Raw genomic sequence first — 19,402 nt, forward strand, 5'->3', positions numbered from 1 at the left:
ACCATACGGCCGCATTACCTACAATTTACGTTATGGAACCGTGGTGGTGGTCGAATAAGTGGTAGTAGATTTTGCTGCTTGTTTATTCAATTGGTATACCTTCATCTCGTTAAACGTTATACTTCCGTCGTTATCAGCGTCCATTTGTTTGAATACTTTCGGGCGTGGAAATTCTGCTGCGGTCAATTTACCATCAGCGTTCGTATCAAATTTTTTGAACCGTTCTTCAACCGTTAATTGTTTCTGCTGGTTTTGCGGTTGCGGTTCCGTCTGTTTTTTAGCTGGTTGAACATAGTCTGACGGTTTAATTTCCCGTGGTGCGCCAGTCAATTCTGTCCCGATAAGTTTCGGCTCCAGTTTGCTGATATCGATTCCAAATCGAACCATAATTGTTGCCGGTACATCAGCGATAATCCCACCGCGAGTGACCTTTTTATCATTAGTTACCAGCCAAGAATGCGGAGCGAACCGATGCGATTTGCTATGTTCATCAAATCCATGGTCGGTCATAACATACATCAAGGTCTGGTTATATATCCGTTGTTCTTTCAGATAAGTTAGAATCTTCCCGAGCTGTTCATCGCAGGCAATCGCTGCATCCCGATATTCTTTACTATCAATTCCGAACCTATGTCCGGCATGGTCTGGGTCAGAAAAATGTAAAAATGCGAAAAACCGCGTTTGGGTATCCTGTGCTAAATATTTTAATGATAATGTACCGACTTCATCCGCATTCCGCTGCGCTATATCGCAGATATCAAGATGGTTTTTCGTTAAATAGAACGGTTCCCCTTTAACACTAACAATCGTAGCATCTACACCGGTAGGAACTTGCGAGTCAGCTTGTTGTTTCGCTTTCTTTTTCTTCTGGTTAAGTGATTTCTGCACTTCTTCCGGACCACGAGCGCCAACATGCGCTAGTTTCCCGGTAACCATAATCGTTCGGATTTTATCTTTCCCGCCGAAATGGTTCTGTAACCGTTCGAAAATCGTATATCCTTCTGGAATCGGCTGGAATTTAGTATTCGAATATACTCCGGTCTGGTCTGCGCTTAATCCGGTTAACATTTCCGCATGGCTCGGTTTTGTACAGGTTAAATGTCCGACAACTTCTATCTCCTGGATTGACCCTTCGCGAATCAATCGCGCCAGATTGATTAGTTCTCTTTTCTCCAATAATTCGTTAACAACGCTCCGGTCAAGGCCATCCCAGGAAATAAGGATAACATTCTTCGGGAATACCCGCGGTTCGCGAATAATCGGGGTGATTATCGGCGTCGGGGTAGTATCCTGTGCGGTGGTATCAGTTGACTCACGTTGACGCCGACCACGGAACTGCGCCATCGCTTCCATAAATTCCGCTAGGGTTACTGAACCATCATTATTCTTATCAATCTGTTGAAAAAATTCCGGTCGCGGGAATTCGCTTTCAGTCAGTTTCCCATCGCCATTTCTATCCATCTGTTTGAACCGTTCTTCCGGCGAGAATCGCGGCCGCTGGTCAGCTGTTCGCTGCCCGTAAGTTCGCTGGTCAAATGAACGCGGTTCTTCTTGCGCAACTGCGGTCGTGATTGGAATTATACTGAGTAGAGAGATTATTCCTGAAAGTAAGATAAAACGCTGCAACGGTTTAACCATAGATTTGTCCTCCTCGAAAATCTACTATACGTTTTACCATTTAAGACGAACCGCAATTGCGTTCGGTTCCTTTTTATTCCAACGTAAAATCACATATAATATTGTATTTGATACTGGAAACTAAAACCAATATGCTTATGGTATTGGTATCGGGACAATTTCTTGAACCCTATAGTTCACCTGATACATCGGAGGTAATCAATCAAACCCTTACCCTATCTAACCGCTAAGATGGAGGAGAATAATATGACTCGAGAAGAAGGATGGGAGTTGGTTTGCGCGCATGTACAGAATAAGAATCTGCGCAAACATATGCTAGCAACAGAAGCGGTATTAAAATCGCTGGCGCAACGGTTGAATGAACCGGTAGAAATCTGGTCATTCTGCGGGTTAGTCCATGATATCGATGTTGAGAAAACCGATGCTGACCAGCATACGCTGGTAACTGCGCAGATTTTGCAAGAGAAAGGCGTTGCGCCGGAAATCATCCATGCGATTAAAGCGCATAACCAGAAAGTCCCTATCGAAAGCAAACTTGACCGCGCATTATTCGCTACTGATTCGTTAACCGGTCTAATCGTCGCTTGCGCATTAATTCATCCGGATAAAAAGCTGAAATCAATCAATCCGCAGTTTGTTCTGAACCGATTCGCTGAAAAACGTTTCGCTGCCGGCGCTCGTCGTGAAGATATCCAGACCTGTACGGAACTTGGATTAACGTTAGAGCAGTTCATCGACCTCGCATTAACCGCTATGCAGCAGATTGATCAAGAGTTGGGATTATAATCCTTACCACCAAGATATAAAGAAACTAAAACAACTGTTCGAGTGAACATTTTAACTCTATATTTTGTTTACTCAGGAGATTTTGGTAAGGGAAGTGCGAACCAGAAGGTTGCGCCTTTATCCGGATTATTCCGTGCACCGATTTCTCCCTGATGTAACTCGATAATTTTCTTACAAATCGCTAAACCTAGTCCGGAACTTTTTTCACCGCCAGTTGGTTTATTACTTAATCGAGCGTATTTAACAAACAATTTCTGCATATCTTCATCTTTTAGTCCCGGACCAGTATCGCTGACTTCAACAAGAGCTTTTTCGGATTCAATTCGAGTGCGAACAGTAACCTTACTCCCTTTTTCACCAAATTTAATCGCGTTACTAACGAAATTCTCAATCACCTGCTGAATTCGATATTGGTCAGCATGAACTTGTATTGGAGTTGAAGGAATTTCATCCAACATTTCAATCTCTTTACTTTTCGCATAATCGAAATTATTGATTACCGCCATGCGCGCTATATCGTTGATATCGAACGATACGGGTTCAAGTTTCATCTGGCCATCTTCCATCGCTTGGAAATCGAGGAAATCGGTGATAATCCGTTTCATCATCTGCGCAAGGTTCGCTACTCGGCTAATCGAATTCTTCAATTCCGCAGGAACCTGTTCAATCGGAGCGAGCATGGAGTTCAGTAACGAAGTATACCCGATGATTCCGGTTAACGGATTTTTTAAATCATGACTGGCGATACGCAGAAATTCATCTTTTAATTCCGCAAGTCGTTTTAACGTCAATTGGGTTTGTACCCGAGCGTTGACCACCGGGAAATCTATCGGTTTCGTTACATAATCATTCGCACCGAGATTCAGCGCTTCAACGATATCTTCCGATTGGTCTTTTGCCGTTACCATAATAATCGGAAGTTCAGCAATGGTATATTTCTCCCGGAGTTTTTTTAATACTTCAATTCCGCTAATTTCCGGCATCATAATATCGAGCAGAATCAAATCGAATGATTGCGTTGCGGTCATTTCGAGCGCTTGTTTCCCATCAACCGCAACTTCAACCGTATGCCCGAGACGTTTCAACCGTCGGGATAACATATCCCGATTCATTTCATTATCATCTACGACCAGTAGTTTACCGAGCTCTTTTTTCATATACCATTGTTCCTATCTGTTGAACGATTGAGTAAGTTCTGGATTTTTTCCAGTAATCGTGTTAAATCTATCGGTTTGGTATCATAATCATCGCATCCAGCATCAAGCGCTTTCTCACGGTCGGAAACCATTGCATGCGCTGATAAGCCGAGTATCGGGATATGTTTCGTTGTTTCATCGGATTTGAGTAGTCTCGTTGCTTGCCAGCCATCCATCACCGGCATACTCATATCCATTAAAATCAAATCCGGCGATTCTTGTTTCACCATCCGGAGCGCCTGCTCGCCATCGCTCGCAACAACGATGGTATACCCACGCCGTTCTAACCGCCGTTGCAGCATATCCCGATTCATTTCATCATCTTCAACAAGAAGAATTTTTACCATAGTCTCCCTAATACCATTCTCATTTTGATTTTAATTTACCAACAGCTAATACTTGGTTCTTGATTTCTCGCAGTAAATCTTCTTTTCCATAATCACCTTTTTGCAAAATCCGTTGTACCGACCCTTCTAATCGCTGACGGTCCTGGTGCGATAAATCTTTTGCGGTGATAACGACAACGGGAATCGACTGCCATTTCTGTTGTTTCCGTAGTTCCGCTAAAAATTCGAATCCGTCCATTTCCGGCATCATTAAATCCAGCAGAATTAATGCCGGAATAGTCTGTTCTAACTGCATTAACGCAACCCGCCCGTTTTCTGCAGTGAATACTTTCCATCCTTCTTTCAACAACATGCGGGAAATCATCTCCCGCGTAGCCGGGTCATCTTCAACGACCAGCACCGGACATGGCGGATGCTCACAACGGTATCTCCGGAGAATCGAAACCAGTTGCTCTTTTTCCACCGGTTTCATTAAATAATCGGTTGCACCAAGCGCATAGCCGATATTCTTCTCATCTACCATCGTTAACATGATGACCGGAATATCCGCTATCGCCGGATTCGCTTTAATAGCGCTTAACACCTGCCATCCATCTATATGCGGCATCATTACGTCCAGCGTGATAACTTTCGGTTTAACCTGTTCCGCGAGTTTCAATCCTTCTTCTCCGCTTGATGCCGTTACGACACGATACCCTTCTTTCTCGAGAAACCGGCGCATTAACTCCAGCACTTCCGGGTCGTCATCAATCGCTAGGATAGTCTCTTGCGGTTGAACTACCGGAACCGGCTCAGGTTGAGGTTTCACCGACGGTGGTGTTGGGGTTGGTTTCGGCTTTGATTCAGTTGGCGCAACTTCTGCCGGAATACGAACGGTAAACTTTGTTCCTTTTCCCGCTTCACTTTCTACCGATATCGTTCCGCCCATCATTTCGCAGAACCGTTTGCTGATAACTAACCCTAGCCCTGTTCCGCCATATTTCCGTGTGGTTGACGAATCCGCTTGCGAGAATTCCTTAAACAATTTCTGCAGTTGTTCCGGTGTCATCCCGATACCGGTATCCGCTACCGTTACACTTATCCAATCTTGATAATTGAACGTTTCCCGAGAAACCGTTAACGTTATGTTCCCTTTTTCCGTAAACTTACTTGCGTTACTGATGAGATTAAACAGTATCTGGCGGAACTTAGTCATATCTGCGCGCATCGTTCCGAGGTCTCCGGAAACTTGCAAGGATAACGTATTTGAGTTCTTATCGATCAGCGGTTTCGAGGTGGTTATGACATCTTCAATCACATTCCGCACATCAAACGTTTCCAGAAACAATTCCATTTTCCCGGCTTCTATTTTCGACAAATCAAGGATATCATTGATTAACGCAAGCAGATGTTTCCCCGCAGAATTGATTTTTTTCAGGTCGGGAATGAAATCAGTTTGCCCGATATCTTGTGCTTCTTCCTGCAACATTTCGCTATATCCAATAATCGCATTCAGTGGCGTCCGCAGTTCATGACTCATTTTCGCGAGAAACTGGCTTTTCGCTTTATTCGCTTCTTCCGCAGCTTCTTTCGCAATCCGCAGTTCTTCTAAGATTTTTTTCCGTTCCTCCAATTCTTTCGCTAACGCTTTTTGTGACCGGTCGAGTTTCTGGTTCAGCTTGAATATATAGAGAACTCCGAGCAGTAAAAGAATGAAAAAGATAGCGAATAGCCGTAAATCTATCTTTCCTTCAACCGACATATTGGTTAACGTGTCGATAATATCTGACCAGAATCCCCTCGATTTAACTTGATTCGCTAAATTCGGATTTACCGTAGCAACGATACCCTGCGGATAACCGATATTCCACAACAGAACGATGAACATCCATACAACGAATAATTTTTGTTTGGTCATATCTATCCCTACATTAATGTTAGGATGGCAATTCTATAATTATTGTTATGCAAAATTAACCTGATGTCAATCTAATTTCTGCGTAATTTAATTATATTTGTTCTATTAAGTATAATGTATAATAGTATAGGTCAATTCTTGGTAACTAACAGGTTTTTTATCGATAAGCTAGGGGTGAAGGAACATAGATAGTTTTTCTATCAACCCATTCTCTCTGAAGCGCTCAAACGCTCAAACAGTATAATTTACCTTAATACGATTTTATACTAGAATATTACTTTAGATTTTATCAGGAGGAATTATCGTATGCAAAAACAATTGTTATCTGATATGTTAACCAGTAGCAAAGTTAAATATAAACCTGCGATTCTGGTAGCAATTATTATTATCTTTTTTGGGTCAGTTTGTATTGTTATCCAATTATTTCCAACGAGATTAGGGAATATTGTTGTAGATTATTTTGCGTTCGCTGCTGGGATATTGCTAATCAGTGATGCGCTCTATAAACTCCGGACGGAGCCGGAGAAACCGTGGAGTTATCAACTCGTCCGACTATGCCGATTGATTATTGGAGTCTGTATTTTTACAATCCACGCGCTGCAGTTTATTTATAAGGTTTAACGAACGTTGAGATGAAGGAATAAAGACCGGAAATAGATTCCCCCTGTAAGGGCGACTGAATTGAGCCCAGCATACAATGCTGGGTAGGTAGAATGTGATAGGTTAATCAATCCCGTAGGGATGACTGAATGTAGCCTTTGCGGATTAGCGGAAAAGCGGTTCATTCGCCCAATTAGGATTTGCATTCGCAAAGAAGAACAGCGGATATTGAACTACCGCTTCCGCATTAACCAACCCTGCACCTTGTTTCTCTGCGGATAATCCTAAATTCGTTGCCGTTGTCTGAAGAACGGATTTAATTTCTGCCGGTGATTGGTTCGGATACTGTGCTAGTCGTAATGCTACTACGCCGGTAACATGCGGAGTAGCCATCGAGGTTCCGGACATCGTGGTATATTCGGATTTTTTATACGTCGAATATATTTGTGCGCCCGGTGCAGTGATATCTACTTCCGGTCCGTAACTACTAAAACTCGCTAAATTCAGATTCGCATCGAGTGCGGAAACAGCGATAACTTCCGGATATGCACCCGGATAATCGACGCTATTCGGCGCTCCGTCATTCCCAGCAGCGGCTACTAACGTTATTCCGGCACGATATGTTTTCGTTATCGCTTCCTGTTCAGATACATTCGACGCATTGCTCCCGAAACTCATATTGATAACCTTAATCTGGTTATCGATACACCATTGCAATCCTTCAATGATATCAGATAACCAGCCGGTTCCAGCAGCGTTAAGCACTTTCACCGCATACAGATGCACTTCCGGCGCTACTCCAACCACGCCGATAGCGTTATTCACCGCAGCTACGATACCCGCAACATGGGTTCCGTGCCCATTATCATCATTAGCGGATTTTCCGGGTTTGATAGTATTAATTCCGCCTTTAATGTTCGCTTTCAAGTCCGGATGCGTTAAATCTATCCCAGTATCCATAATCGCTACTTTAACCGCAGTTCCTTTACTAATCGACCACGCTGCAGGCGCTCGCACCGTAGCGATACCCCACGGGATAACCTGTGCCGGTGGTGGCGGTGGTTGTGGTTTTCCTGTCGCATAGAATACAATATCGTCATCAATCCGTTTAATTTCAGCGCGTTTTGCGAGCGCAGATTTAACCGTATCGTTCGGTAATACCACTGCGCTACCGTTAATCAACCGCAGATGTTTGACTACCGTTCCGCCAGCATTTTGTATCAGACCGGATTTAACTTCATCAGGTATCGGTTTCTCAAACACGACAATATATTTCCCATTCGGCTGCGCTCCCGCTACTCCAATCCACCATAAACATATACTGATTAATATTGTGAACAACATTATTATTTTATTGCGGTGGTTCATAGCGTATTCTCCTCCTGATTGTTTATAGTCCATAAAGCTATATTGTTACCGGTAATGTATATTATACTATATGCCTATCTTATCCATCTTGTCAAGCAAAGAGATTTAGGTTCGGTTTTCTTAACGGAACGGAGCAGTTGAACGGAACGCTAGTTACGATTCACGGTTAGTATTTTGCTATTGACTTTTTATCATTGGTCAATTTCATTTTTTGATAGGTTTTTAGATTTCTAAAAGGATAGTAGTATGGGATTCGAATATTTACGTAAAATCCCGACTCCAGCGGAAATCTTGCAAGAGATGCCGCTCGATGTCGCGCTAAAAAAAATCAAACTGAACCGGGATAAAGAAATCCGGGCGATTTTCGAACGAACAAGTGATAAATTCCTGATTATCATTGGTCCGTGTTCTGCGGATAACGAAGATGCGGTCTGCGAATATGTTAACCGTCTTGCACGATTGCAGGAGAAAGTAGCTGACCGCCTGCTACTTATCCCACGAATATATACCAATAAACCACGCACGACCGGCGCAGGATATAAAGGGATGGTTCACCAGCCGGATCCGAACGATTCGCCGAATATCGTTGAAGGATTGAAAGCGATTCGGAAACTGCATCTACGGTCATTGCGGGAATCGCATCTCCCCGCAGCGGATGAAATGCTCTATCCGGCGAATTATCCTTATTTAGAAGATGTGTTGAGTTATGTCGCGATTGGCGCTAGGTCGGTTGAAAACCAGCAGCATCGGTTAACCGTTAGCGGACTGGATATCCCGATTGGAATGAAGAACCCGACCAGCGGTGATTTGAACGTTATGCTGAACTCGATACAAGCGGCGCAACTTCCGCATATTTTCATTTATACCGGCTGGGAAGTTCGTACCAGTGGGAATCCGTTAGCGCATGCGGTGCTACGCGGTGCGTTCAATCAATATGGACAAGCGATTCCGAACTATCATTATGAAGATTTAATCCGGTGCGCTGAACTCTATCAGAAACGGGAACTCGCGAATCCAACCATCATCGTTGATACCAACCATTCGAATTCGGCGAAACAGTATCAGGAACAACCACGAATCGCTATGGAAGTTTTGCATAGCGCAAAGAATTCGTCGACGCTCCGCAAAATGGTTAAAGGATTGATGATTGAAAGTTATCTGGTTGATGGTGCGCAAGATGCTCCCGGCACAGTTTACGGGCAATCAATCACCGACCCTTGTCTCGGCTGGGAAACTACGGAACGACTTCTGTTCGATATTGCCGAATATTTAGCTACTTTTTAATCTAACCCCGAAACATACACGAATTTACGCTAATAACATACCTACCGCCTACGGAGTAGAATGAGAATTGAACCGTTCAATTCTCATTCCGCTACGGGGTAGAACCCGAGTTGAACGGTTCAATTCGGGTATCTCTACCGGTTGAGTACATTAATGTTATCGGTTAATAGGATAAACGGGTTAGGAAAAAATTATATTGATTTTATTGGAGTTAGATTAACTATCGAGCAAAATCCGAACTTCGGACTCTGCACGAATAAAAAATAAATCATATCGACCCAGGGTTAATTTGATTTTTGGTGAGATAGGGATTTGATACATCTAACGTTAACGGGTAAACTGCATAGGTTAACCGTATCTATCCGTGGTTAAGCAGGGAAGTTAATATAGCAGATATTTTTTCCGCACTTGAATAAATTTATCTAACGCTGGCTGCCATTTTTTTATGATTTCTTCCGGAGTTAGCTTTTGTTCCGCTAGCATCTTCCAGGTTTCTGGGTCGCCAGTTTCGGTTTTAAACCCGTCTCGCGCTTTAAATTTATCCGGTGCAGTTTCATAAATCGCTTGCGCTAAATGTAATCCAGCAAGAACTGAATTCAGTTTATCCCGGTCGGTGATTATCGCAAAAACACCATAGCAGGTCTGGTCTTTAAACTGATGATATTTTGCCGTCGGAACGAAAGTATAAGGAACAAACCGCACTCCTGGGATATTTCGGTTCGCGAGGTTCTCCGCAAGTTTCCGACTATCAATATACGGTGCACCATACATCTCAAACGGTCTATCCGTCCCACGGCCAGGAGATAATATCGTGGTTTCTAATGTTCCGGGACCAGGATATAAAATTGCACCGTTTAATGTTTTCATATTCGGGCTGGGATTAACCCAGAGTAATCCGGTCTGGTCGTAATACATCCACCGCTGCCAGTTTTTCATCGGGATAACTTCTAAATCGCAACCGATACCGAAATAATCATTGAACATCAGCGCTAGTTCACCGATAGTCATCCCATGCCGAGTTGCTATCGGATAAATGCAGGTAAATTGACCGCAGAGTTCTTTCGGTGGGATAGCTCCTTCAACTTTCAATCCGCCAATCGGATTCGGTCGGTCGAGTACGATAAATTTAATCTTATTTTCTTTCGCCGCTTCCATACAATGCGCCATAGTCGCAATATAGGTATAAAACCGGCAGCCGATATCCTGCATATCGAATACCAGTACATCAATTCCTTTAAGCATCTCCGGAGTCGGTTTGCGTGTTCTCCCGTAAAGACTATATACCGGTAGACCAGTTCGGGTATCTTTTCCCGATTCAACCGCTTCATCAGCGGTTCCGGTCAGCCCATGTTCCGGACTGAATAATGCGACTAACTTGCAGGTTTTATTGCTAAACAACAATTCGATAGCGTGGATTCCGTTTCGGGATAATGCGGTATGATTGGTTATTAGCCCGACCCGTTTCCCAGCAAGTGGCGCGCAATCTCTTTCAAGCAGTACATCTAATCCGGGATATACATTACCTAATACATCGGTTTGTTCAGATTTACGAGGCATAAATTCTGGTTCTCCTAAACTATATTGAATGAGTGAAAAGAATATGATAACGAGCGTTAGTATAATGTTCATAAAATAATCCGAATTGGTGGATTTCAGTCATCCCTACGGGATTGATTAACCGTTCGCTTGCTTCCTCCCCAGCATTCCATGCTGGGCTAGATTCAATCGCCCCATTCGGGGCTAATAACAATCTTCCAACCTAATGTATTGAATTCTACCTAATGATGTAGCAATTATAGAGGGATACCTTAATTATTGTCAAGCAATCTTTCGAACGTAACGGAAGAACGAAAGAATAATTACCAAAAAAAAAAGCAAACTCACCGATGGTAAGTTTGCTTTTTTCTGTCCCGTTATGGGGAGAGAAAATGTTCGGGACATTGTGCGGGAGAAAATCTATTTCGGATGCGAATAACCTACCTCGTTTTTGCGTTTTTCTGTTCTTCCATTCTTTCATTACCACAGAAATTATGGCAGGAGTATACTCGGCGTAATCAAGAGTATCAAATCTATTGACCCATATTTTAGGTTCTGCGAGTCATCAAGAACAATCCCGCTGATACTACCTAACGGTAACCGCCGGATATCTTCCGTTACTAAAGTATATCCTTCTTTAATCCGAGCATTATCCACGTTAATAGAATACGTTATTCGATTCCCACTTTCTGGTAATACCCCATCAACTTTATAGTTTAACTGGATAGTTTTCTCTTTTTCATCAATACCCGATTGCACCAGGAAAGTATAGGTGAATCCGGAATCAAAGGTATTCCGAGTTGACATTACCGGTTTGGTGGTATCTACCGCTGGATAATTGATAATAACCTGATATTGCGCTCCTTCACGAACCGAAACCTGATTTCCAGGCACCACAGTCGTTTTTTTCCGACTAATCAATTCTGCTTCTCCGAATATTTTCAACCAATCAAGCAATTTGTTCAAATCAACATTTTTCAGATATACGCCAGTTTTTGCGCTTAACTCTCGCGTGAGAAATGGGCAGGTAGTCCAGTCGATTCCAGCTGTATATTTCTGAGTTAACGCTACTTTGATAATATTGCAATCTATATTCACCTGCGGGATAGATCGCGCATTCTCTTCAAACTGAGCGATGATATCTTCCATCCTTTTTATCGTTTGTGGCGTATCGGTGATAATCAGATTATTCTTTTTATCTCGGGTAATATTCCCAAACAGCGTCCGTTTCTTTTCGAGAACTTCCATGAGATTCTCAATATTGCTATACCGAATCGGAATGATTTTCGTCTCATACGGTATATCTAAATTCGCGATAACCTTCTCGATTTCAGCTAAAACATTTGGAGTATCAGTGACAATAAGCTGATTGTTCAATTTATCCACACGGAAACTTCCCCAATTGGATACTATTGGCTGAATACCTTCCGCAATATTCACAGCTGGGCGATACTTAATCGCAAAAATTTTCGTGGTAATCCGCTGTTTCATTTCGGTTTGATATTCATCTCGGGTCAGGAGTGTAATCGTTTTACCATCGTCGATGTATTCCCACCCTTGCGGAAGCGTTATTGCTTTCACCGTTTCATCGAACGTCGCTTTGGATAATGAGAGACTGATTTTTTTCCCTTTAATCGTTGGGGAAACATTCACTTTCTTATCGAACTGTTTCCCGAGTTTCGCAGCAATAACTTCAACAGATTCATCTTTAAAATTTGGCGACCAAGTAGTCTCTTCTGCAATCGCAACCGGTTTCCCACTTGATTTTTTCTCTGCAGCTGATTTCAATTCAACCGTATAACTGGTTTCTTCCGCAATCAACTTCGCTTTCGGTTGTGCAAAACCCATTGATACCAAGAGTCCCGTGACTACTAAACCTAAAACGGCAAGATATCCCTTACTTTTTTTACTCCAACTCATACGTATTTCCTCCCTCATATTTATTCATTCCAACAATGTTTGGGGTGCGAAATCCCTGAAAATATTGGGACTACCGCACTCTCCATAATTGTTAACTTTTCCCAAGGATTTGCGCAATTTGTTTATCAACATTAAATTCGTCAAACGATTTCTGCAACTCTTTCTGCATCTGTTCAATCTGCTGTCGAGTCAACAGATCCGGTGCCGGTTCCGCAGTCGGTGTCGCGACGGCGATAACCGACGCAGCGGAGCCATTGGTCGCTGGCGGTGATAGCGGAACAGATTCTTTCGCCGGTTCGAGAATAACATATCGAACCCGATATTTCGGTTTTTCAATCAATTTCGGCACTTCCTGATATTGGATAACCGTTTTTTCAATCGGTTTAACCGTAACGATTTGTTGTGGTGCGATTGGTTTCGGCTGGAACAGATACCCGCCAAGGATTAACCCGAAACAGAATACAGCTGCGGTATATGCCAGTCGCGCAATCTGGAACTGCGCCCGCAGAATTTCCCAGAATCGTTCGAACATCCCGATACCTTGCGGTTGGGTAGCTATCCGCTGTGCAATTTTCTGCCAAGCGGAATCCCAATAGGGTGCATCCGCTGGCGGTATCGGGAGCGGTTCGTGTCGCGCGAGTTCACCGACTCGCGCTAATTCCAGATATTCCGCTTGACAGGAAGCACAGGTTCGCAGATGGTCGGCGATTTCATGTCGTAATTTCGGGGATAAATCGCCATCAAGATAATCCTGGAGTTTAAGTTTTATATGCTGGCAGTTCATAGGGAACTCCTTTCATCATAAAACCATCGTTATTACTAGCGTGAATAATCATCGTAAAATTAAAAACGTTGCTGCTAACTAGGTAACCAGTTCTTTCAGTTTATTTCGCAGTTGACTCCGAGCGCGATGTAGATGCGTTTTCACCGTGCCAACGGAACAGTTTAATTGAACTGATATCTCTTCCAAGGTTAATCCTTCAATTTCAAACAGGATGAAACTTAACCGCTGTTGTTCGGATAACTCGCTTATCGCTTGATGGATAAGCTGACGGTTAGCAAGCTGGTCAATATTCTCGTTCGGTTCAGACATTCCCGGCTGGTCGCTCGTAAACGATTCTAATCCCGTGGATTGCGATTTCTGTTTTCGGAGCCAATCCCGACCGAGGTTAAGCACAATGGTTCGTAACCAGGTATAAAATGAATACTGTGCATTATACCGCCGCAAATACCGATACGCACGAACGAAACTCTCCTGCATCAATTCATCTGCATCCGCCGGGTTTCGCATCAGCCGATATGCAAGCTGATACACCGCAAGCTTATACCGTTCATACAGTTCGCCGAACGCTGCAGTATCACCCTGCTGACTTCGTCGGATTAAATCTAGTTCACTTCGGGCAAATTCTTGTTCTGCCACGAAATTTCGGTTCCTTTTTTCTTTATAAAATATATACTAATAAACAATCGAAAAAGATGACAGAAACAATGAATAGCATAGGTTATTACTCGTTCCATATCCTATTGTATTGTATCATTATCTAGCTGCATTAAGCGAGACGGATGCTATCGAACAGCGATTCCGGTTGCTTAGGTTCAATAATTGATGGTAGGATTATAGAGAAAAATTATGACACATTCTGACCAAGATACCGCAACGTTAATTAAAACAATTGAAGAGACCAACCGCCGACTGAAAGCGAAAGTAGACGAACTTTCGATTCTTCTGGATATTAGTCAAGCGATGCAGAGTACGCTCGATTTAGAAGAGGTGTTGTATATCATTCTCACCGGGGTAACCGCCGGGTTTGCGCTGGGATTCAATCGAGCGATATTATTTCTCGTAGATGATTCCGGAAAAGAGTTGGTTGGGAAAATGGGAGTCGGTCCGTCAAGTGCTGAAGAAGCCGGGAGAATCTGGGCTTCGTTAAGCAGTAGTGCGCCTGGGTCATTCGACCGGATTATTACCGATGAAGCGCTGGCACAGAGTCGGAACTCGCGGTTAAATGAAATCGCAACTCAGATCCACGTTCCCTTAACTCCGGAAGGTGGAATTCTTGCATTAACCGCCCTGGAAAAAAAACCGTTTTTAGTTCCGGATGCGCATGCTGACCCGAGAGTTAACCCGCAGTTAATTCATCTGCTTGGCAGTCGAACGTTCGCTACGGCTCCGTTACTTGCGAAACAGCGAGTTATCGGTGTTCTCTGGGTAGATAATCTCTATAGTAACGAACCGATTACGGAAGAAGATATCCGGTCATTAATGCGGTTCGCTGCTCAAGCGGGACTCGCGATCGAAAATGCGCAGTTATACCAACGAATAGAACATTTCAATGAACAACTCGAATCTGAAATAGAACGCGCGACGGAAGAATTGCGACAGACGGAAAAAGAACTTGCCCATCGGGAGAAACTCGCTGCACTTGGAGAAATGGCTGCATCGGTAGCGCATGAAATGCGGAATCCGATGACAGCATTACGTGGGTTCGCTCAACGGATGCACCGTCGGATGCCAGCAGATGACCCGAATCGGAAATATGCTGAAATCATTATGGAAGAAGTTGACCGATTAGCGCGGTTGATCCGTGATGTATTAGATTACGCACGATTACCGGAACCGGAACCGGAACCGCATAATCTGAACGAACTGATTCTTGAATGGCTAGATTTAATTAAAGAGGATTTGAATAAACATCGGATAACCTTAAAAACCGAGTTGCAGGATATACCGATATTTTCGTTTGATGCTAGACAGATTAAACAGGTGTTTCTAAATATTGTCTCGAACGCTATTCATGCGATGCAGGATAACGGCGGAACGTTGACCATAACCACAGCGGGTGAAAATGATACTGTCAAACTCAATATTACTGACACCGGTCCAGGCATCTGGCCTGAAATTATGAAAGATATATTCAATCCATTTTTTACGACAAAACCGTCTGGAACCGGACTCGGATTATCGATTGCGCATCGAATTCTGGAAGACCATGGCGGCGATATTAAAGTTACAAGTCAACCAGGTCAAGGTGCAACGTTTACGGTCATTTTACCGCTTAGGCGGAAAGAATGACCGCAAAAGAACACGAATCCGTAATCCAAATGTCAAATCCGGAGTTCGTAGGAGTTCGTAAAAATACGTCATTTAACACCTGATACCTCGGGATAAATGGAATCTAAACTACGTGGGAAGTGGTTACCGTTTTGAAATTTGATATTTATATAGGAGGTTCGTATCCTATGCTCGATAAAACTATACTCGTTGTTGACGATGAAAAAAATATTCGTATGTTATTTGAAGATGAATTAACTGAAACCGGTTTCCATGTTATCACTGCTGAAAACGGAAAAGAAGGACTGCGGCTTGCCCAGCAAGCGAAACCGGATTTAATCCTGCTCGATATCAAGATGCCGGATATGCATGGGGTCGAGGTGCTCCAGAAACTGCGAGAAACTGATAAAACCACACCGGTGATTATGGTCACGGCGCATGGCGCACGCAGTCCGTTATCGCGGTCTATGACCGAATGGGCGATTCGGAGTAAAGAACTGAATATAGCTGACTATATCACGAAACCGGTCGATTTAGATGAATTGATAGCAAAAATCAAAAAAATTCTGCGCATTACGCCATAACGCAATCAAGGTTACCACAGCGTATCTCTAGACAAGCAGATGGATTATTGTTTATGATGTATTATAATAAATTAAATATATAACGGAGTTACAAATCTATGTTTAAACCCGGAGACATCGTGGTGCATCGAACACTCGGTGCGGGTCAGGTGCTGGCGATAGAAGAGAAAAAAATTGATGGTAAACTGCAGAAATTTATTCGTGTCCATTTAAAATTGCGGGAGGGAGATATTTTGCTACCCTGCACCGAACATGGTTGTGATGATTTACGCCCCGCAATTACCACCGACCAAATAGACCAGATTGAACGAATTTTACAGACGAAAACCGCGTTTCGTCCAGGCCTACCGCAAACTGCGGACGAGATGATGTCTCCAGAAGATTTAGTTAAATCGCAGGATCCGTTTAAAATCGCAAAAGCGATACGCCGGTTAGTGGATGAAAGTAAAGGACCGGACTTTTCCGAACTCCATCGTGAGCTATTAGCGAAAGCGCGTGCAGCGTTAGCGAGTGAATTGATGCAGGTAAAAAAAATCAGTCGCGCGGCTGCGTATACTTTTATCACTCGCGCCCTGCGAGCTGGCGATATTAAAGCGAAAGAACAGAAGAAGAAATCACGATAACTTACCTAAATATATCAATAGAATTGTCACTATCGTTAGACAGTAGATGAAACATCATTGGGATCCAATGAAATTTCTGGATATATAGCTAATTGATGGAGCGAACGTTCATCGGTTCGACCTAAAATTGATAGATTAGTTCAAGTTAATTCGATGCAACTCGGCGTTCGTATGAACCTCAGGTTAACCTTAAAAGAGTATCGCGCATACGTTGGAGCGCCGTCGAAGCTAATGATGTGATGTCGGGGTAAAACCAAGTTGGACGTTGCGTAGGACTTATCCTGCGAACTACATTCAGAGCGATACATATACATTATGTACGAAAATATCCGAGAATACTACTTCCCGAAATCGATACCAGATGTAATCCGGAAACTCCATCAGTATCCTTCAGGTAGCGCGCTCATTTCAACAGGCACAATTCATCTAACCTGGCGGAAACTCCCAAAAGTGCATACCATCATAGATATCTCCCGACTTGGATTAGATTATATTAAAACTGAACCAAACCGGTTCCGTATCGGCGCGACGACAACACTTCAGGAATTAATCGATTCGAAACCGTTAGCGAACTTTGCTGACGGTATCATTGCACGAACTGCAGCATGTTGGTCATCGCGACTCCAGCGGAATTTAACTCCGCTTGGTGGTATCTTTGAAAACTTTTTGCCTACTGCGGATATTATTCCGGGATTACTCGCGTTGGATGCGCAACTCGTTGTTCAGGGGAAGAAAAAACGATGTATCCCATTATCAGAATTCTATCTTGCGCCATGGCGCACCGCATTAAAACAAGAGTTTATGGTAGAACTGATTATTCCGAAACCGAAACATTCGGTTTCTGCTGGATTTGACCGAGTAGCGATAATCGAATCCGATATTGCCATTATGAACGTTGCCGTAGCAATGCAGATACATAAGGGAATAGCTGATAATGTTCGGATAGCGGTTGGTGGCGGGCTTCCGTTCCCGAAACGTATTCCGGAATTAGAACGAGAACTTGCTGGGAAAAAGATAAATCAGTCGCTAGTTAACCAAGTAAGTAACAAAATGGCAAAGTATATCGAACCAATTTCAGATTATCGGGCGTCTGCAGCGTATCGGAAAGAAATAGCTGGTATTCTACTGCAGCGTATATTATTGCATATTATGTAATAAGTGGATTTTACCATTTGTCATTGAATAAAGATTGTATGAATATCCAGGTTACGATAAATAAACACAAGAAGACTATTTCGATTGCGCCGAACGATATCCTACTTGATGTCCTTAGACGAGAAGGGTATCACGGAGTGAAACGAGGTTGCGGGCAAGGGGATTGCGGTGCTTGTGCCGTGCTGCTGGACGGAGTTGCGGTCAACTCCTGTTTAATTTTTGCGGCGCATTGCGATGGTATGGAAATAACCACGATTGAAGGAATCGGTTCAGAAACCGAGCTCCATCCATTACAGAAATCGTTTCTTGACCATGGAGCGAGCCAATGCGGATTCTGTACACCTGGGATGTTGATAGCTGCAACTGCGTTATTCAAGAAAAATCCGAAACCAACTGAAGCTGAAATCCGCGATGCGTTATCTGGTAATTTATGCCGATGTACTGGATATATTAAACCAATTGCTGCAATTAAATCTTTACAAAGACGCTGAGTACTGTAGCAATATTATCCGCATTACGCTACGAACAGCTACGGTGTAGTTGCATATGGTTAATAAAATTATTGGTAAAAACTACTGGAAGGTTGATGGGGTTGCGTTGGTTACCGGCGAAGCGCAATATGTTGATGATATATCGTTACGGGATATGCTCTATATCAAAATCTTGACCAGCCCGTATGCGCATGCACGAATCACCTCAATTGACACCCGCGCCGCTGAGAGACTTGCCGGCGTGCATGCGGTACTCTGCTACAAAAATGTACCGCGCATTATCCATACGACTGCTGGGCAGGGTTATCCCGAACCGTCACCGTATGATGCGGTAATGTTCGATTCGAAAGTTCGGTTCGTTGGCGATCGGGTAGCTGCAGTTGCTGCAGATACACTAGCGATAGCGAAACAAGCGGTTAAATTGATTAAAGTTACCTATAAAATTCTGCCAGCAATATTCGATCCGCGCGATGCGCTCAAACCTAATGCACCGATTATCCACGATGAACCGGATTTAAGCGGAGTATATGACCCGAAACGGAATATCGCTGCACATACCGCCGTCGAAATCGGTAGTGTCGCGCAAGGATATCAAGAAGCGGATGCGGTTTGCGAAACGGAAGTCGCGATTCCGTATTATCAGCATGCGATGCTTGAACCGCATATCTGTATAACCTATTTAGATGAACAGCATCGGCTCGTCATCCGAACCAGTACTCAGGTTCCGTTCCATTGTCGGCGGATAATCGCGCAGGTGCTCGAAATCCCGATTAGCCGAATCCGGGTAATTAAACCCCGTATTGGCGGCGGTTTCGGCGGAAAACAGGAAATACTGCTTGAAGATATCTGCGCATTAGTTACGTTGCGAACCGGTCGTCCTGCACGATTAGAATATACTCGCGCGGAAGAGTTTATCCTGTCTCTT

18 protein-coding genes are annotated in these 19,402 nt (G+C 43.5%); 9 read left to right on the forward strand and 9 right to left on the reverse strand.

Going from position 1 to position 19,402, the window contains the following annotated elements; all coding sequences use genetic code 11:
- Nucleotides 1-30: 30 nt before the first annotated feature.
- Entirely contained in the window at nt 31-1,638 is a 1,608-nt protein-coding gene (locus N3A72_10520; GenBank protein ID MCX7920017.1) for an alkaline phosphatase family protein, read from the reverse strand.
- 246 nt (nt 1,639-1,884) lie between these two features.
- Here N3A72_10520 and N3A72_10525 point away from each other — a divergent pair, with 246 nt between their 5' ends.
- Nucleotides 1,885-2,424, forward strand: a complete 540-nt coding sequence (locus N3A72_10525; GenBank protein ID MCX7920018.1) for an HDIG domain-containing protein — start codon at nt 1,885-1,887, stop codon at nt 2,422-2,424.
- A gap of 68 nt (nt 2,425-2,492) precedes the next feature.
- On the opposite strand, the gene N3A72_10530 is transcribed toward N3A72_10525, so the two are convergent.
- From N3A72_10530 to N3A72_10540, 3 genes are read right to left on the reverse strand one after another with little or no spacing between them, the layout of a single operon-like run.
- Nucleotides 2,493-3,581 (reverse strand): response regulator, encoded by a 1,089-nt coding sequence (locus N3A72_10530; protein ID MCX7920019.1) that lies wholly within the window; start codon nt 3,579-3,581, stop codon nt 2,493-2,495.
- Entirely contained in the window at nt 3,578-3,967 is a 390-nt protein-coding gene (locus N3A72_10535) for a response regulator (protein ID MCX7920020.1), read from the reverse strand. The genes N3A72_10530 and N3A72_10535 overlap by 4 nt, the downstream gene beginning before the upstream one ends.
- A gap of 19 nt (nt 3,968-3,986) precedes the next feature.
- Nucleotides 3,987-5,864, reverse strand: a complete 1,878-nt coding sequence (locus N3A72_10540; GenBank protein MCX7920021.1) for a response regulator — start codon at nt 5,862-5,864, stop codon at nt 3,987-3,989.
- A 306-nt stretch (nt 5,865-6,170) separates the two neighbouring features.
- On the opposite strand from N3A72_10540, the gene N3A72_10545 reads away from it, so the two are divergent.
- A complete protein-coding gene (locus N3A72_10545) occupies nt 6,171-6,485 on the forward strand; it encodes a hypothetical protein (GenBank protein ID MCX7920022.1) in 315 nt (104 codons plus the stop codon).
- Nucleotides 6,486-6,629: 144 nt separating this feature from the next.
- Here the strand turns inward: N3A72_10545 and N3A72_10550 are convergent, their stop codons facing one another.
- Nucleotides 6,630-7,832, reverse strand: coding sequence for a S8 family peptidase (locus tag N3A72_10550; protein MCX7920023.1), 1,203 nt, complete (start codon nt 7,830-7,832; stop codon nt 6,630-6,632).
- A 246-nt stretch (nt 7,833-8,078) separates the two neighbouring features.
- On the opposite strand from N3A72_10550, the gene N3A72_10555 reads away from it, so the two are divergent.
- Nucleotides 8,079-9,116, forward strand: a complete 1,038-nt coding sequence (locus tag N3A72_10555) for a 3-deoxy-7-phosphoheptulonate synthase (GenBank protein MCX7920024.1) — start codon at nt 8,079-8,081, stop codon at nt 9,114-9,116.
- Nucleotides 9,117-9,497: 381 nt separating this feature from the next.
- On the opposite strand, the gene N3A72_10560 is transcribed toward N3A72_10555, so the two are convergent.
- The 4 genes from N3A72_10560 to N3A72_10575 form a co-directional block, all read right to left on the reverse strand.
- A complete protein-coding gene (locus N3A72_10560) occupies nt 9,498-10,745 on the reverse strand; it encodes a DUF1343 domain-containing protein (protein ID MCX7920025.1) in 1,248 nt (415 codons plus the stop codon).
- 399 nt (nt 10,746-11,144) lie between these two features.
- The gene (locus N3A72_10565) at nt 11,145-12,572 is read right to left on the reverse strand and encodes a hypothetical protein (protein MCX7920026.1); all 1,428 of its coding nucleotides are present in this window, start codon (nt 12,570-12,572) and stop codon (nt 11,145-11,147) included.
- A gap of 91 nt (nt 12,573-12,663) precedes the next feature.
- Nucleotides 12,664-13,356: a zf-HC2 domain-containing protein gene (locus N3A72_10570; protein MCX7920027.1), complete on the reverse strand. Its 693-nt coding sequence runs from the start codon at nt 13,354-13,356 to the stop codon at nt 12,664-12,666.
- Nucleotides 13,357-13,434: 78 nt separating this feature from the next.
- The gene (locus N3A72_10575; GenBank protein MCX7920028.1) at nt 13,435-13,992 is read right to left on the reverse strand and encodes a sigma-70 family RNA polymerase sigma factor; all 558 of its coding nucleotides are present in this window, start codon (nt 13,990-13,992) and stop codon (nt 13,435-13,437) included.
- Between the two features lie 210 nt (nt 13,993-14,202).
- Here N3A72_10575 and N3A72_10580 point away from each other — a divergent pair, with 210 nt between their 5' ends.
- From N3A72_10580 to N3A72_10605, 6 genes are all read left to right on the forward strand, one after another.
- On the forward strand, nt 14,203-15,645 hold the full coding sequence (locus tag N3A72_10580) for an ATP-binding protein (GenBank protein ID MCX7920029.1): 1,443 nt from the start codon (nt 14,203-14,205) through the stop codon (nt 15,643-15,645).
- Nucleotides 15,646-15,812: 167 nt separating this feature from the next.
- A complete protein-coding gene (locus tag N3A72_10585; protein MCX7920030.1) occupies nt 15,813-16,208 on the forward strand; it encodes a response regulator in 396 nt (131 codons plus the stop codon).
- A 98-nt stretch (nt 16,209-16,306) separates the two neighbouring features.
- Nucleotides 16,307-16,831, forward strand: a complete 525-nt coding sequence (locus tag N3A72_10590) for a hypothetical protein (GenBank protein MCX7920031.1) — start codon at nt 16,307-16,309, stop codon at nt 16,829-16,831.
- A 315-nt stretch (nt 16,832-17,146) separates the two neighbouring features.
- Nucleotides 17,147-17,986 carry an FAD binding domain-containing protein gene (locus N3A72_10595; GenBank protein ID MCX7920032.1) on the forward strand — a complete coding sequence of 280 codons (840 nt, stop codon included), beginning with the start codon at nt 17,147-17,149 and terminating at the stop codon, nt 17,984-17,986.
- A gap of 38 nt (nt 17,987-18,024) precedes the next feature.
- Nucleotides 18,025-18,477, forward strand: coding sequence for a (2Fe-2S)-binding protein (locus tag N3A72_10600; protein MCX7920033.1), 453 nt, complete (start codon nt 18,025-18,027; stop codon nt 18,475-18,477).
- A gap of 55 nt (nt 18,478-18,532) precedes the next feature.
- On the forward strand, nt 18,533-19,402 hold an 870-nt coding region (locus tag N3A72_10605), incomplete at its 3' end, for a molybdopterin-dependent oxidoreductase (GenBank protein MCX7920034.1).

It is taken from the genome of bacterium (assembly GCA_026416715.1).
GTDB lineage: Bacteria > UBP4 > UBA4092 > JAOAEQ01 > JAOAEQ01 > JAOAEQ01.